The sequence below is a fragment of the Desulfobacter sp. genome, assembly GCA_028768525.1.
Lineage (GTDB): Bacteria > Desulfobacterota > Desulfobacteria > Desulfobacterales > Desulfobacteraceae > Desulfobacter.
In genome coordinates, this window is sequence record CP054837.1 from 4,194,842 (window position 1) to 4,209,963 (window position 15,122).

Below are 15,122 nucleotides of genomic sequence, written 5' to 3' on the forward strand. Positions count from 1 at the left end.
AATCAATCTTTTTATTCGCCGGGTTTAATCCGGTGTGATGGAAATATTACCGGGGGGAGAGGGGCAGCCGGATGATGAACCGGGTGCCCTTGCCGGGCTCGGAATCCACATCCATGGTGCCCTGGTGGTTTTCCGTGATGATGAAATAGGAGACGGACAGCCCCAGGCCCGTGCCGATGCCCACGGGCTTGGTGGTGAAAAAGGGCTCGAATATCCGTTTTTTTACGTCCGGCGCCATGCCCGGGCCGTTGTCCTGGATTTCAATGCGGAGCATCTCCGTCTGTGTTTCATGGGAAAGGCGGAGAATGAATACGGATTCCCCGGGATGGTCCGCCATGGCCTGGGCCCCGTTGTTCAGTATGTTCAGCAGGACCTGCTGGATTTTGCCCCGTTCGCAGGCAATAAAGGGGACATCCTCTTCATATTCTTTTTTTATGGCAATGGTTTTAAAGTCGTAATGTTTTTTCAGGTCGTAGTCCGTGGCTGCGATGTCCAGGGTTTTGTCCAGGAGCTGGACCGGGTCGCAGGTGGAGAAGGTGGCGTCGCCCTTCCTGGCAAAACTGAGCATATTATTTACGATTTCGGCCATGCGGGTGCCGGAGTCGGTGATGGACAGGATGATCTGGGGAATTTCCCTGGCGTCCATGAAGGCTTTGATGGCCGCCATGGTGGTGCCGGTTTCCTCGGCCGCCTGTATATTTGCGGGCATTGCGGTGTCGGTGAGGCGGTTGGTCAGCAGGGAGGCATTCTGCATCACCCCTGCCAGGGGATTGTTGATTTCATGGGCCATGCCTGCGGCAAGGCCGCCCACGGATAGCATTTTCTCATTCTGGATCAGAATCTCTTCCATGCGCATGGTTTCTGTAACATCGTCGATACGGAGCACGGCTCCCCGGCCGCCGGACACGGGAAATACCGTTATGGTTTCAAAGCGGGTGCCGGCCTCTTTAGAGGCATGGGGGGTTTTCAGAATCTGGCCCGATAGGTTCGCCTCCAGGCTCTCTTTTATCCGGGCCAGATGATGTCCGATGCGGGGAAGACAGTCTCTGATCGGGCTCCCCATGGCTGTTTCTGCATCGATTCCTGTTTCATCTCCGGCTTTTTTATTCCAGAGGGTAACGGCCATGGCTGTATCGATACCGATGATCATTGAGGGCATGGAGTCAATGATATCGGCCAGGTAGCTTCTCAGGTCCTCAAGTTTTTTTTCGGTGTGTTCCCGGTTTCGGATTTCTGAATGAATCTCATTTTGATAGGCATCCAGGCGTTCCATGAAACGGTTGAAGCTCATGGACAGCTTTCCGATTTCATCCTGCCTGTTTTCATTGAGCCAGTTGTGACCCATGGGGGAGGTCAGATCCCCATCGGCCCCTTTTTCAAAGCGGCGGATGAATTGTCGCAAGGGGCGTGTGATGGAGGTGCTCACCGCCATGGCCACAAAACCGGTGATGATCACCGACAATACCAAAATGATGATAAAGCTGGTCCGCAGTTCGGAAAGGGGGGAGAAGACTTCCGCCGTATAGGAAGAGGATGCAACTATCCAGTCAAATTCAGGAATATAGGAAAAGGCGACAAATTTTTCCCTGGGAACCGGTTCCGAGGGGTTCTTCCAATGATAGGTCAGATACCCGTTTTTTTTGCGGATCATCTCCTGGACAAAGTCAACCTGGTTGACGTCCCTGATGTCATAGAAGTTGCCTTTAACCTCTGGATGGATGATGGTGTTGCCCTGTGTATCAAATATGTAGGAATAGCCGGTTTTTCCAAAGGTCAGCCCCAGGACCTGGTCTCTGAAATCTTTAATGGTAACGAGCCTGGAAAATTCGGATTTATAGGAGGAGACGGATATAATCCAGTCCCAGGGTTCGAAATAGCTCATGTACATAGCTTTGGGCCGTGCCTTTTTTTCGCCTGGATTTTTCCAGTTGTATTCCAGATATCCTTTTTTGCGGCGGATCTGTTCCTGGATGAACGCCCAGCCGGCCACATTGGTCCCCCTCACCCCGTCACGGGGGTGGATTACGACTTTCCCACTGCTGTCGATGCAGTAAATATAGCCGGTTTCTCCGACGGTCTGGCTGAGCAGGGTGCGGGCCGCCTGTTCCCTGGCCGCGGCCTGGGAAACGCCCTTTTGTTGGGATTCCAGGTAAATGTGGGTGACGATTTCAAGATTTTTTTCCGCAATGGCCCGCAGGTGGTTTTTAATGGAGACCATGGCTGCAGTTTCCACCATGTCGGTGATGGTCTGGTTGGACTTGTTCAGTTCCGCCCGGATCCGGTCCTCAATATTTTTTTTGACCTGGAAGAAAAGAAGGGTGAAACTGGCGGCAAGGATAATGATGGAAACCGTTGCAAAACTTAAAAACAGTTTATTTCGTATGGATAGGTTTTTAAATACCATCAGTCCATCTCAAAGGCCTTGAATCCCTTGGACCTCACCGGGATAAGGGAGCTGCCATCGTTTTTGATAATGAGGCATTCGATGTCGGCCAGGCCGTTGACCAGGTCAATGGCGCTGTCCGTATCCATGACCATCAATGCGGTGGCCAGGCCGTCGGCAATGGTGCAGTTTTTTGCGATGACCGACGCGCTGACCACCCTGTTGTCCACCGGGTATCCTGTGTCAGGATGGATGATATGGGAATAGGTTTTGCCGTTGATCTCGAAAAAATTTCTGTAATTACCGCTGGTGGCAATGGCCATGTTATCCAGGGTCACCACCCGGTAAAGCCCGGAATTGACGGTGCCCTTTACCGGGCGTGAAATGCCCACGGACCATGGTTTCCCCTTTATGTTCCGGCCGCCTCCGGCCAGCTCCCCGCCGATTTCGATCAGATAGTCTGTAATGCCGGCATCCGGAAATAGCCGGGCGATTTCATCCACCCCGTACCCCTTGGCAATGGAGCCCAGGTCCAGGGTAAGCCCGGCCTCGGTTTTGGTCAGGGTCCGGCCTTTGAGCACCAGTTTATCGAAACCGGTGCGGGCCAAAGCCGCTTTTATCTCCCGGGGAGCCGGCAGGGCCGGTGCCTTGTCCCTGACGCCGAATCCCCAGAGGTCCACCAGGGGTTTGACCGTGCCGTCCCAGGCCCCCCCGCTTAAGGCGTGGAGCCGGCGGCATTGTTCCAGCACCCTTGAAAAATCCGTCGACAGTTTAAACGGGGTATGGGGCGGACCGGCGTTGAACCGGGATATCTCACTGTTTTTCTGGAACATGGAGAGCTGGGTGTTGACCTCCCTGAGCCGGATGTTAACCTTTTTTTTCCACAGGGGGAGAGACACCGGTTGATTACTGATAAATTTAATCCGGTAAAAGGTGCCCATGGTTTTGCCGGTGAAAACATACTCCCTGGCGGAAGCAGTAAAGACTGTGGCGACCAGAAGGGTGGCAAGCAGTATGACGGAAAATAGATGTATTCGACGCATTGTTTATCTTTACCCCAATAGAGTTGGCAAGATCATTATCATGGTGTTTCAGGGTACTATATCCGCCAGGGGAGTTCAAACCAAAAACCTCAATCCCCGTGAAATAATAGTAAGGGGTTCAGATGGCCCGCCGCGCCCGTGGACAGGGCCATTTAAGAATCGTAATAAAAGAAGGGGTAGGAATCCCACAGCACCGGCCCTGCCTCGGGTCAGATTTTACTTTTTCAATATCGAAATCAATGCCAAGAACAATGTCGCCATGGCGGCGTTTCATTTCATCATAGGCGCTTGTAAAGTATCGTTGTTTCCCTGATAGAAACGACTTGACATATACCACATAGTGGTAAAACTCATCATAAGGGTTTGTTGTTCAAAGTTGAATTTCAACTATAGCAGACTTACTTACGAAGAAAATTTTTATTGAACATAGAGGGGAAAAATGAAAAAAGTACTGGTTCTATATTACTCAATGTATGGTCATGTTGAAACAATGGCAGACGCTGTGGCTAAGGGGGCTGGTTCAGTCGATGGTGTCGATGTAACAATCAAAAGAGTGCCAGAGATCATGTCTGAAGAGATCGCGCGCAATGCTGGTGCCAAAATTGAGCAAGACGCCCCTATTGCGGACCCAAAAGAATTGGATCAATATGATGCAATTCTTTTTGGCACTCCCACCAGATTTGGAAACATGGCCTCCCAAATGCGCAACTTTTTGGATCAAACCGGGAGTTTATGGATGGACGGTGCATTGGTCGGCAAGGTCGGCAGCGTGTTTACAAGCACCGGGACAGGCGGTGGAAATGAAACCACAATTCAGTCATTCCATACCACACTTTTTCACCATGGAATGATCGTCGTCGGGTTGCCATATTCCTGTCAAGATTTAATGGATATATCGCAAGCAAAAGGCGGTTCCCCATTGGGCGCCGGAATGCTTGCAGGTGGAGATGGGTCAAGACAAGCCTCTGAAGTCGAATTATCAATGGCTCAATTCCAAGGCAGGCACGTTGCAGAAACGGTGAAAAGAATGTCCTGAAGTCCTAATCCAGTTAAATCCAGCCGGCCCAGAAAAGGATTGTTTCGCTCTAATTTTTGGGTCGGCTGATTTAAACCATTGTTCCTGTCTTATCTAAATGCGTGACTCCATGTATGCGGAGATGCTCCCTTCCCCCGGCGTGCATAAATTGGTATGATGCCCCAAAAAATAAGGATGGGAATAGCCCTATGCAATTGTTTATAGATTTTGAGGAAATGACCCGGGTCTTTGCCCAGGCAGCCGGCCAGGACCGGTTTCAGCTCTTTGAGCATGAAACCTATGAACTGCTGTCCGCCCTGGGATCGGAATCTGTGCCTGAATACCTGCTCTTTGCCAGGAACCACCGGCTGAATTCCGATGTCCTGGTGCCCTTTTTCGGGGAAAAGGTGGTGCTCAAGGTGGTCAGCCCCGATGTGGTGCACAAGTCCGATGTGGGCGGGGTCAAGGTGGTGCCCAAGATGGCCGGCAAGGTCAGGAGCGAAAGCCGGCGCATGGTGGACACCGTGTCCGAGCGGTTTGCCCGGGTGGTCGAGGCGAACCCGGACGCGGACCTGCCCCATTACCGGGGCCTGTCCGGCCGGAAGCTGCGGGATGCGGTGAACCGGCGGATCCATGGGGTGCTCATCACCCAGTACCTGCCCCCGGAATCCGATGCCCTGGGCAATGAACTGCTGGTCAGCCTGAGGTGGACGAGGGAATTCGGCATGGTCATCACCGCGGGGCTGGGCGGGACGGACACCGAACTCTATGCCGAGCGGTTTCGTCTGGGCCAGGCCGTGATTTCCGCCTCAACAGCCCATGTCTCCGGGGAGGCCTTTTTCGATCTTTTCGCCAAAACCATTGCCTATGAAAAGCTCTCTGGCCAGACCCGGGGCGGGGAGCGCCTGGTTTCCGACGAGCAGCTTGTGGAGTGCTTCGGGGCCTTTATCGCCGTGGGCAATTATTTTTCCCCCATGAACCCAAAGGCCCCCTATGTGATTGAGGAGCTGGAGGTCAATCCCTTTGCCCTGGTGGATTACGAGATGGTGCCCCTGGACGGGCTGTGTAAATTTTCCCTGCCCTTCCGGCCGCCGGCAGCCCGGGGCATCGACCGCATCGGCAGTTTGCTTCATCCCCAAACCCTTGCCATCATCGGGGTGTCGGCCACAAAGATGAATTTTGGCAGGAATATTTTAAAAAATTTGATCCGGGCCGGATATGACAGAAAGAATATCACCATTGTCAGTCCCAGTGCCAAAGAGATCGACGGGGTGGCCTGCGTCGAGGAGATAGGGCATCTTGGGGGGGTGGATCTGCTTGTGGTGGCCGTGGGCGCGGCCCAGGTCCCCTTTTTAATCGACGAGATCATTGACAACAATCTGGCCCGGAGCGTGATCCTCATCCCCGGCGGCATGGGGGAAACCGAGGATTCCCGGGAGCGGGCCCATGCGGTGACGGCAAAGATCCGCATGGCCCACGGCCGCAAGGGCGGGGGACCGGTCTTTTTAGGGGGGAACTGCCTGGGCATGATTTCCCGTTCCGGCGGCCTGGATACATTTTTTACCCCGGATGCCTGTGCGCCCAAGCGCATGGACAGGCCGGCGGCCCCGGTGGCCCTGATCAGCCAGAGCGGGGCCTTTGCCCTGGTACGCATGGCAAGCCTGGCCGCAGGCGATCCGGCCTACAATATCACCGTGGGCAACCAGATGGACCTGACCATCGGGGATTTCATCACCTATATGGCCGATGTCGATGATGCCGGCATCATCGCCGTCTACGCCGAAGGGTTCCAGGATCTGGACGGTCTCCATGCCTGTACCGGGATTTTAAAGGCGGTGCGCAGGGGCAAGGAGGTGCTGGTGTACAAGGCCGGCCGGACCCCCGAGGGGAAAAAGGCCACCTCCGGGCACACCGCATCCGTGGCCGGGGATTATATGGTCTGTACCTCCTGTCTCAGCCAGGCCGGTGCCCTGGTCACCGATTCCCTGGAGGAATTCGACGGCCTGGTGAACATGGCGGCCTATCTGCACGGCAAGGCGATCACCGGATTCCGGGTGGGGGCCATGAGCCCTGCGGGATTTGAAACCGTGGGCATTGCCGATTCCCTTGAATCAAGGGATTGCTGCCTTGAACTGCCCCCCTTTGAGCCGGTGACCCGGGATGCCGTGGCAGACCTGTTCGACCTGGCCGGCCTGGCTGAGATCATGGATATCAAAAATCCATTGGATCTTACCCCGGCGGCACCGGACGGGGTGTATACCGGCATTATTTCGGCCATGGCGGCGGATGATGCCATTGATGCCGTGGTGACCTCCCTGGGGTCCCTGGCCCCGGCCACGTCAGACACCCCGGCCCCGGACGCTGAGGACGGATTCACCAGCGGGCCGGAAAGCCTCTCCGCCATCCTGCCCGGGATTGTCCAGAACACCAGCAAGCCTGTGGTGGTATTTAACGATGCGGGCCGGGCCCACGAAGGGCTCAACCGGCGGCTCAGGGACAAGGGCATACCCGTGTTCCGGTCCTGCAGCCGGGCCATGGGGCTGCTGGCAAGGTATACGGCCTACCGGCTGCGCCTGGAAAATATCCGCAAAACCGGCGGGGAATAAGCCGCTGTAATTTTAAATTAACGTTTTTGCATGAAAATGGAGACCCCTATGGACGTTCCCGTTGATTATAAGGGAATCACCGATATCTTTACCCGGGCCTGGGACCAGGGCCGGGATTTTCTGTTTGAATACGAGGTCTATGAACTCCTGGCCCGCTCAGGGGCGGAGACCCCCCCAAAGGCCCACCTCATTCCCCGGGGGGCCAGAAGTTCCGACGAGGAACTGACGGCCCTGCCCGGGGATAAGGCGGTGCTCAAGATCGTTTCCCCCTATATCATCCACAAGACAGAGGTGGGCGGGGTGAAAATTGTCGAGAATACCCCCAACAAAGTACGGTCGGCGGTGCGCCGGATGGTGTACGAGGTGCCGGAAAATTATGCCGCCCATATGGAGCGGACCCCGGACCACCTGCCGGCACACTACCGGGGGCTTTCCGGCGACGCCCTGGTGGCGGCGGTGGCCGCAGATATAAAAGGGGTGCTCCAGGTCCAGTTCATGCCCCCGGATTCATCGGCCTTCGGCAATGAGCTCATCGTGGGACTGCGCCACACCCGGGAGTTCGGCACCGTCCTTTCAGCCGGCTTGGGGGGCACGGACACCGAACTCTACGCCAAACGATTCCGCAAGGGCCAGGCCATCGTGGCAACGGCAACGGCCATGGGGGACGGGGACAGTTTTTTCCAGCTCTACCGGCGGACCATTTCCTATCGGAAGCTGGCCGGGCTGACCCGGGGCCAGCGCCGCATCGTCACCGACGAACAGCTGGTGGAATGTTTTGAGTCCTTTATCCGCATGGGCAATTATTATTCCAGGCAGAATCCGGAGGCGCCCTTTGTCATTGAGGAACTGGAGATCAATCCCTTTGCCTTTACCGATTACCTCATGGTGCCTTTGGACGGGATGTGCCGGTTTGCAAAAAAGACAAACCTGCCCGCAGGCCGCCCCACGGCAAAGATCCATAACCTGCTCCATCCAAAGAAAATCGGCATCATCGGGGTTTCAGGCACCCGGAAGAATTTCGGCCGGATCATCCTGGACAATATCCTGGCCGAAGGGTTCAACCCCGATGATATTGTGATTTTCAAACCGGGCCAGGATGAAATGGAGGGCATTACCTGCCTGCCGGACCTGACTGCCCTGCAGTCAGATGCGGCGGGCGGTCAATTAGACCTGTTTATCGTGGCCGTGGGGGCCGCCCAGGTCCCGGACCTGGTGGAGGAGATCATTGAAACCGATGCGGCCCACAGCGTCATGCTCATCCCCGGCGGCATGGGGGAGACCGAAGAGAGCAAGGAGAGGGCCCGAAAGGTGCTTGCCATGATCGACGAGGTCCGGGTGAACAGCAATGGGGATCCGGCCGGGCCCGTATTCCTCGGCGCCAACTGCATGGGGGTGATTTCCCGGCCCGGCAGCTACGATACCTGGTTCATCCCCGAGGAAAAACTGCCTAAAACCAGGGAGACCATGGCCTGCCGGGCGGCGCTGATCAGCCAGAGCGGGGCCTTCATGCTTCACCGCAGCCACCAATGCCCCCAGCTGGCCCCGGCCTATATGATTTCCATGGGCAACCAGACCGACCTCACCCTGGGGGATATGGTGGATTATTTCAAGGATTCCGACCAGGTGGATGTCATCGCCGTTTACGCCGAAGGGTTCAACGACCTGGACGGCCTGGCCTTCTGTCGGGCGGTACGGTCAGCGGTGCTGGCGGGCAAGGAAGTGGTCTTTTACAAGGCCGGCCGGACCCCCGAGGGCATGGCCGCCACCTCCAGCCATACCGCCTCCCTGGCCGGGGACTATATGGTCTGCGAAAGCTGCGTCTCCCAGGCCGGCGCCGTTGTGGCCAGAAATTTCAGTGAATTCCAGGAACTCATGCTCCTGGCTGAAACCCTCAGCGCCAAAAGGGTGAAGGGCAACCGGCTTGCCGCCGTGAGCGGGGCGGGATTCGAAGCCGTGGGCATGGCCGACTCCATCCTTTCCGACGATTTTGCCATGAAACTGGCCGACATTGGTCCCGATACCCGGGCCGCCATAGAAGGTATTTTAAAGGATAAGGGGCTTGACCGCCTGGTGACCCTGAACAATCCCCTGGACATCAATCCCTCTGCCGATGACGAGGCCCACGGGGAGATTGCCGCCGCGCTCACCCGGGACCCGGGGGTGGATGCGGTGCTCATCAGCCTGGATCCCATGTCCCCGGCCATGAAAACCCTTGAGCCCGGCACTGACGGGCCCTTCAGCATGGACCTGCCCGGGGGCATCCTGGAACGGATGGGCGCACTGGCTGCTGAAAGCCCGGTGCCCGTGGTCACGGTGGTGGACGGGGGACGGCTCTACGACCCCCTGCGGGACGCCCTCATGGCCAAGGGCGTGCCGGTGTTCAATATCTGCGACAAGGCCGTGGCCGCACTGTCCCTCTATATCCAGGGACGGCTGAGGGCAAAGACCATCCGCATCAACGCAGGGGGCAACCCTTAAATAAAGCAAAAGGAAGTCATTAGATATGAGTGAGATTCAAACCGTATACCTGACCCGGTCCCCTGTGGAACTGTATAAGGTGCTGAAATTTGAAAACCTGGTGGCCAGCGGCGGAGAGGCCAAGCACCTCATTGCCGACGGCCTGGTATGGGTTAACGGAAATGTGGAAACCCGTAAACGGAAAAAAATCTACCCCGGCGACACCATAGAGTTTGAAGGCATCTGCCTGAAAATGGAGATGGAAGGCTAGGGTATGCCCAAAATAAAGAGCAAAAGATACGAGCGGGTAAAACACCTGCCCAATGTATTCATACCGGAACCGGAGGGTAAACCGGGCAATGACACCTGTCTGCCCTGGCTGGCGGAACCGGCACTGCCCGGCAGACTGATCCTGGAACTGGGCTGTGGCAAGGGGGAGCACAGCCTGCACTTTGCCACGATCCGGCCGGATGCCTGTGTGGTGGGGGTGGACATGAAAAGCCACCGCCTCTGCGTCGGGGGTGAAAAGGGCCTGGCCGCGGGGCTGGACAACCTTTTTTTCCTCAGGACGGATATCAGCAGGGACCTGGAAGACTATTTTTGCGCCGGAACAATTGGCGAGATCTGGATCACTTTTCCGGACCCTTACCCCAAACAGCGGGGGATCAAGCACCGGTTGACTTCCCCCGGTTTTCTGGCCGTCTATGCCAGACTCCTGGTCCCCGGGGGCACCGTCCATTTGAAAACCGACAGCGATCTGCTGTACACCTATACCCAGGAAGGGGTGGCCTACTGGGGCGGACGCATTCTGGCGGAGACCCGGGACCTTCACCGTTCAAACCTGTCCGGCACCGGTGCCGGACAGATCCTGTCCGCTTTTGAGGGCAAGGCCCTGGACCGCGGGGAGACCGTTAAATATTTAAGTTTTACACTGAACTGATTAAATGAGCTATTTAATTGTCGGCCTTGCCGCTGTTGTTGTATCCGGTCTGACCCTGTTCTCCGGATTCGGGCTGGGCACCCTGTTGATGCCGGTGTTCGCCCTTTTCTTTCCGGTTGAAACCGCTGTGGCGGCCACCGCCCTGGTTCACGGGGCCAACAGCATTTTTAAAATGTTCGCCGTGGGAAAACATGCGGAACGTACCCTGGTGCTCATCTTCGGGCTGCCGGCCATTTTGGCGGCCGTTGCCGGGGCAAGCATGCTGATCGTGCTGGCCGGATTCCCCGAACTGCTCCGGTATGACATCGGGCCGGTCCGGGCCCAGATCACTCCCATTAAACTGGTGCTGGGCATATTAATGGTCCTCTTTGCCCTGTTTGAACTGCTGCCCGCCATGAAGAAGGTCTCCTTTGACCGGAAACATCTGTTTTGGGGCGGACTGCTCTCCGGATTCTTCGGCGGGCTTTCCGGCCACCAGGGGGCACTTCGTTCGGCATTCCTGGCCAAAACCGGGATCTCTCCCAAGGCCTTTGTGGGGACCAATGCCATGATCGGGTTTATGGTGGATATGACCCGTATCACCACCTATGGGGTTATTCTGTTCGGCACGGGCCGGTCCGGCCCTGTTGACGACGGGATGTGGCCCCTGATTGCAACGGGGATTGCCGCCGCATTCATCGGGGTGAGGATCGGACAGCGGTATATTGATAAAATTACCATGGCAGCCATACAGAACCTGACAGGGGTTCTTCTGCTGGGGATTGCGGTGCTGCTGGGCGCCGGCATTATATAACCGCCTCCCCTGCGTATTCATCCCGGCATTTTTCTGGTATGATCACCGGGAAGTATGATTACCGATAACGGCGGTTTAAAAAAATGGCTCGCAGATAAATGGACCTGAACAAACTTCAAACATTTTATATCCTGGCCGGTACAAAATCCTACACCCGGTGTGCCGAGAAACTATGCCTCACCCAGTCGGCGGTGAGCCATGCCATTAAAAAGCTGGAAATGGACCTGGGGTTTGATCTGGTGGACCGGGAGAACCGGCAGTTCCGGCTGACCCGCAAGGGCGAGTATCTTTACCGGCGATGCCCCGGAATTTTTGACCGGATTGACCAGGCCCTTGACGGGCTGGCCGCAGATGAGGCACTGCCCGTATCCCTGGCCCTGGGCGCACCGGTGGAGTTCGGGTCTTCGGTTCTCGTTAAAGGGATGGTCCCCTTTCTCAGGAACCACCCCAATATCCATATGGATTTTGTGCTGGAGTCCGATCTTTTGGCCCCCCTGCTGGCCGATGACCTGGATGTGATCGTGGACTGCGTGCCCCATGTCCATCAGGACCTGGTGACCATCCCCCTGCTGCGGGAGGAATATGCGGTGATTGCCACGGCCCGGTATATTAAAGAGAAAAAGATTTCAACGGTGGGGGATCTGAACCGGTGCAACCTGCTTTCCTTTGACCGGGAACTGGGGTGGTGGAAGAACTTTATCAATGCCCTCACCGAAGAGGCGGGATTCGGGTTTGAAGACATTACCCGGATTTCAAATGTCCGGGGCATCATCAACGGCGCCCTGGAGTCCCTGGGGGTGGGGTTCGTACCCAGATATACCGTACTCCGGGAACTGGAGCGGGGGAACCTGGTGGAGCTGTTTCCTGAAACAGGGGTGCTCAACGACCAGATTAATATCTATATCAAAAAGCGAAATTACGGAAAAAAAGCGTTCAGGGATTTGATAGACCACATCAAATCCCTGAAACTTCATTAAACGGCTAACTTTCTATGGCCCCGGTACGGACCCCTTTAAGGTAGTTCATGCAGAACGGGTCATGGCCCAGGAGCATGTCCGCGGTGCGGATGGTGGCCATGATCTTTTTGTCCAGGGGATCGATGATGGCCGAATCCATGCCCGCATCCATCATCAGGGTCACAAAGGTCCGGTTGATGATGTGGCGCTGGGGCAGGCCGTAGGAGATGTTAGGATAGTCCGCCGGTGATATGGACTTCCGGGAATTCGGCCTTGATGGCCCTTACCGCATCCAGAACCATCATCCCCTTGCCCGCGTCCGTTGAGATGGGCTGGACCCGTTTGCGGGACGTGTTGATTCTTTCTCCGATGACTTCGAACATTGCAGCCTCCTTCAGCCCCTAATTGATAAAGGATTTCGCCAGTTTGGAAGCGGAGCCTGCATCGGCGGCAAATCCGTCGGCACCGATCTCATCGGCAAAGGCCTGGGTGACGGGGGCGCCGCCCACCATTATTTTAACCTGGTCCCTCAGGCCGGCTTCAACAATGGCGTCCACGGTCTGTTTCATGGCCGGCATGGTGGTGGTAAGCAGGGCGGAGAGGCAGACGATCTGGGCGTTTTTCTTTTTGATTTCTTCGATAAAGGTTTCCGGGGCAATATCAACCCCGATGTTGTGCACGGTAAGCCCTGCGCTTTCCATCATCATGGCCACCAGGTTTTTGCCGATGTCGTGCAGATCGCCCTTGACGGTGCCGATGATCACGGAGCCGCCGGAGGCGCCGTCTTCATCCCCCAGCAATGGTTTGAGGATTTCCACACAACTGCCCATGGCCTGGGCGGCCATGAGGACTTCGGGGATGAACATGTCTCCGGATTCCATTTTTTCACCCACGATGTCCATGCCGGCGATGAGTCCGTTGTTGAGGATATCGTTGGCCGGTGTGTCAGCGGCAAGGGCGGTGTTGACCAGCTCTGTCAGCTTGGCGGCGTCGCAGTGGACCAGGGCCTCGGTCATTGCATTAAACTCTGTCATCTCTTCCTCCTTTAGTTTTTCTTTTTTTTTGCCGTTACTTCACTCCTCTCTCCATACAAGCAGTAATAATGCCAGATCATTATTTTCTTTTTTTGAAGTTGTAAAATGCTTAAGAGGGTAGGTGGCGGTATTAATGTTTTACTAGAATTGGGTTACACGATATGGCATGGCGCTTGATCTATGGGGGCGCAGGCATAAACCGGGTGATAAACATCCAATATTAAGGAGAATGGATATGGATCAAAAGCTGAAAGATATACATGAAGCAACCATGGAGATCATTGAAACCTGCGGGATTCGGCTGCACCACGAGGGGGTGGTGGACGCTGCCCGGCAGGCGGCGGATGGCCCAGTTCAGCGATTATATGAATTTTGTCCAACTGGTCCATGCCACCCCCTGTTTTAATATCAACGGCGGGGTGATGATCACCCCGGAGGATATCCCCAACGATGAAAATCTTTACCCCAGGATGCTCTATGCCGCCATGACCTATGAAAAATTTGTCACCGACCTGGAGATCCTGGGCCGGATCAAACACTACCTCAAGGACATTGAAACCGATACCGGCAGCCTGGCCGGATGGTGATTTCCCTGTGATATTCAATAATTCCCTTTCATATCGTGCGGTGCTGTGATTTAATAGCCCTTATGTTTTCTGCCGGTTAAATTCATGTATAACATAAATTGGAAACGCCGGGCAAAGCGATGACGCGCATCGTTTCCTATTCGACAACATCTGAATCCATCAATAATGGTGACGGTCATGACTAAAATCGCTAAACCATTTATCATTCTTTTGCTTTCGGTCCTGGTGGCGGTAATGTCCAGCGGAGAGGAAAACCGCCGGCTGCCGACCCTGAGAATCGGCCATGCCCCCCACGACCATCATGCCCCCCTTTATATTGCGGCTCTCAATCCAGACTATTTCAAAGAAAACGGGGGTGTCTTTTTAAAGGAAATTGAAGCATTTAAGGCCTATGAACTGATTGCTGACGGCGTTCCCCTGGCCCATGTGTCCATTGATTCGGGAACAGGGGGAAAGGAACTGGTCCGCAAGCTGACCGAGCATTATTTTGATATGTCATTCGGCGGGTTGCCGGCCATGCTGCAGTACATCGATAAAAATGATTCCATACGAATATTGTCTCCGGTCATGACCGAAGGCGCGGGGCTGGTGGTGGGAAATAATCTGCCCGTTGAAAACTGGGAGGACTTCAAGGAATACCTTGCCCAGCATCGGCGGCGCCCCTTTAGGATCGGGTATAAGGTTGATGTCTCCGTCCAGAATCTGATTTTTGAGCGGGCCCTTGACGCTGAAGGGATTTCTTTTAGCAAACGGCTGGATGATACAGAGGCCGGGGTGATCTTGATCAATCTGTATGGGGCGAAAAATCTGATCCCGGCGTTAAAAAGCGGCCTCATTGACGGGTTTGTGGTGATGCAGCCCTTTCTTGCCCTGGCCGAATACCAGGGGGCCGGCAAAGGGATTGCCTCCTTAAGCGAACTGCCCCCGAAGGGAAAGTGGAAGGGGCATCCCTGCTGCGCCTTTGCAGCCACCCAGGATTACCTCGAAGAACATCCCATTATAGCTGAGAATATGCTGCGGCTGATGCTCCGGGCCAATGCCTTCATAAACAGGTTTCCAAAGAAAAGTGCCGCCCAGGTTGCCCGGTGGCTTGGGGTGCCGGCCGAGGTGGAACAAAAGGCAATCCCCACCATTAAATTTATAGGGGAGCGGACCCGGGCATGGGACCACGGCGTAAATGAATGGGTGAGTTCCATGATTCTTCAGGGCATGCTAAAGGGCAGGGTGAAGCAGGCATACGAAACCGGCAATCTGGATCGGGAAATCTATGGGATGGAGATGTACCAGCGGGCCAGAAGGGGATTGTAA

General features: G+C 55.5%; 12 protein-coding genes and 1 pseudogene. 9 read left to right on the plus strand and 4 right to left on the minus strand.

Annotated elements, in window-relative coordinates; all coding sequences use genetic code 11:
• Positions 1-46: 46 nt before the first annotated feature.
• On the minus strand, positions 47-2,404 hold the full coding sequence (locus HUN04_18630; GenBank protein WDP91606.1) for a cache domain-containing protein: 2,358 nt from the start codon (positions 2,402-2,404) through the stop codon (positions 47-49).
• Complete coding sequence (locus HUN04_18635; GenBank protein WDP91607.1) at positions 2,404-3,426, minus strand: FAD:protein FMN transferase; 1,023 nt, start codon at positions 3,424-3,426, stop codon at positions 2,404-2,406. The genes HUN04_18630 and HUN04_18635 overlap by 1 nt, the downstream gene beginning before the upstream one ends.
• A 439-nt stretch (positions 3,427-3,865) precedes the next feature.
• Here HUN04_18635 and wrbA point away from each other — a divergent pair, with 439 nt between their 5' ends.
• The 7 genes from wrbA (at position 3,866) to HUN04_18670 (ending at position 12,214) form a co-directional block, all read left to right on the plus strand.
• Complete coding sequence (wrbA, locus tag HUN04_18640; protein WDP91608.1) at positions 3,866-4,462, plus strand: NAD(P)H:quinone oxidoreductase; 597 nt, start codon at positions 3,866-3,868, stop codon at positions 4,460-4,462.
• Positions 4,463-4,650: 188 nt separating this feature from the next.
• Positions 4,651-7,047, plus strand: coding sequence for an acetate--CoA ligase family protein (locus HUN04_18645; protein ID WDP91609.1), 2,397 nt, complete (start codon positions 4,651-4,653; stop codon positions 7,045-7,047).
• 48 nt (positions 7,048-7,095) lie between these two features.
• Positions 7,096-9,525, plus strand: coding sequence for an acetate--CoA ligase family protein (locus HUN04_18650; GenBank protein ID WDP91610.1), 2,430 nt, complete (start codon positions 7,096-7,098; stop codon positions 9,523-9,525).
• Positions 9,526-9,550: 25 nt separating this feature from the next.
• The gene (locus tag HUN04_18655; GenBank protein ID WDP91611.1) at positions 9,551-9,775 is read left to right on the plus strand and encodes an RNA-binding S4 domain-containing protein; all 225 of its coding nucleotides are present in this window, start codon (positions 9,551-9,553) and stop codon (positions 9,773-9,775) included.
• A 3-nt stretch (positions 9,776-9,778) separates the two neighbouring features.
• Positions 9,779-10,444: a tRNA (guanosine(46)-N7)-methyltransferase TrmB gene (trmB, locus tag HUN04_18660; GenBank protein WDP91612.1), complete on the plus strand. Its 666-nt coding sequence runs from the start codon at positions 9,779-9,781 to the stop codon at positions 10,442-10,444.
• A 4-nt stretch (positions 10,445-10,448) separates the two neighbouring features.
• The gene (locus HUN04_18665) at positions 10,449-11,237 is read left to right on the plus strand and encodes a TSUP family transporter (GenBank protein WDP91613.1); all 789 of its coding nucleotides are present in this window, start codon (positions 10,449-10,451) and stop codon (positions 11,235-11,237) included.
• Between the two features lie 98 nt (positions 11,238-11,335).
• The gene (locus HUN04_18670; protein WDP91614.1) at positions 11,336-12,214 is read left to right on the plus strand and encodes a LysR family transcriptional regulator; all 879 of its coding nucleotides are present in this window, start codon (positions 11,336-11,338) and stop codon (positions 12,212-12,214) included.
• Between the two features lie 4 nt (positions 12,215-12,218).
• Here HUN04_18670 and HUN04_18675 read toward each other — a convergent pair.
• A pseudogene (locus tag HUN04_18675) lies at positions 12,219-12,531 on the minus strand (methyltetrahydrofolate cobalamin methyltransferase).
• Between the two features lie 63 nt (positions 12,532-12,594).
• The gene (locus tag HUN04_18680; GenBank protein WDP91615.1) at positions 12,595-13,227 is read right to left on the minus strand and encodes a corrinoid protein; all 633 of its coding nucleotides are present in this window, start codon (positions 13,225-13,227) and stop codon (positions 12,595-12,597) included.
• Positions 13,228-13,508: 281 nt separating this feature from the next.
• Here HUN04_18680 and HUN04_18685 point away from each other — a divergent pair, with 281 nt between their 5' ends.
• Together HUN04_18685 and HUN04_18690 are read left to right on the plus strand one after the other, a co-directional pair.
• Positions 13,509-13,814, plus strand: coding sequence for a hypothetical protein (locus HUN04_18685; protein WDP91616.1), 306 nt, complete (start codon positions 13,509-13,511; stop codon positions 13,812-13,814).
• Positions 13,815-13,991: 177 nt separating this feature from the next.
• Entirely contained in the window at positions 13,992-15,122 is a 1,131-nt protein-coding gene (locus HUN04_18690) for an ABC transporter substrate-binding protein (protein ID WDP91617.1), read from the plus strand.

What these genes read in the sequence shown, in the direction of transcription:
- wrbA (WDP91608.1), top strand. Translation starts at nt 3,866, where the DNA reads ATGAAAAAAGTACTGGTTCTATATTACTCAATGTATGGTCATGTTGAA.
- HUN04_18690 (WDP91617.1), top strand. Translation starts at nt 13,992, where the DNA reads ATGACTAAAATCGCTAAACCATTTATCATTCTTTTGCTTTCGGTCCTG.
- trmB (WDP91612.1), top strand. Translation starts at nt 9,779, where the DNA reads ATGCCCAAAATAAAGAGCAAAAGATACGAGCGGGTAAAACACCTGCCC.
- HUN04_18665 (WDP91613.1), top strand. Translation starts at nt 10,449, where the DNA reads ATGAGCTATTTAATTGTCGGCCTTGCCGCTGTTGTTGTATCCGGTCTG.
- HUN04_18650 (WDP91610.1), top strand. Translation starts at nt 7,096, where the DNA reads ATGGACGTTCCCGTTGATTATAAGGGAATCACCGATATCTTTACCCGG.
- HUN04_18630 (WDP91606.1), bottom strand. Translation starts at nt 2,404, where the DNA reads ATGGTATTTAAAAACCTATCCATACGAAATAAACTGTTTTTAAGTTTT.
- HUN04_18655 (WDP91611.1), top strand. Translation starts at nt 9,551, where the DNA reads ATGAGTGAGATTCAAACCGTATACCTGACCCGGTCCCCTGTGGAACTG.
- HUN04_18645 (WDP91609.1), top strand. Translation starts at nt 4,651, where the DNA reads ATGCAATTGTTTATAGATTTTGAGGAAATGACCCGGGTCTTTGCCCAG.
- HUN04_18680 (WDP91615.1), bottom strand. Translation starts at nt 13,227, where the DNA reads ATGACAGAGTTTAATGCAATGACCGAGGCCCTGGTCCACTGCGACGCC.
- HUN04_18635 (WDP91607.1), bottom strand. Translation starts at nt 3,426, where the DNA reads ATGCGTCGAATACATCTATTTTCCGTCATACTGCTTGCCACCCTTCTG.
- HUN04_18670 (WDP91614.1), top strand. Translation starts at nt 11,336, where the DNA reads ATGGACCTGAACAAACTTCAAACATTTTATATCCTGGCCGGTACAAAA.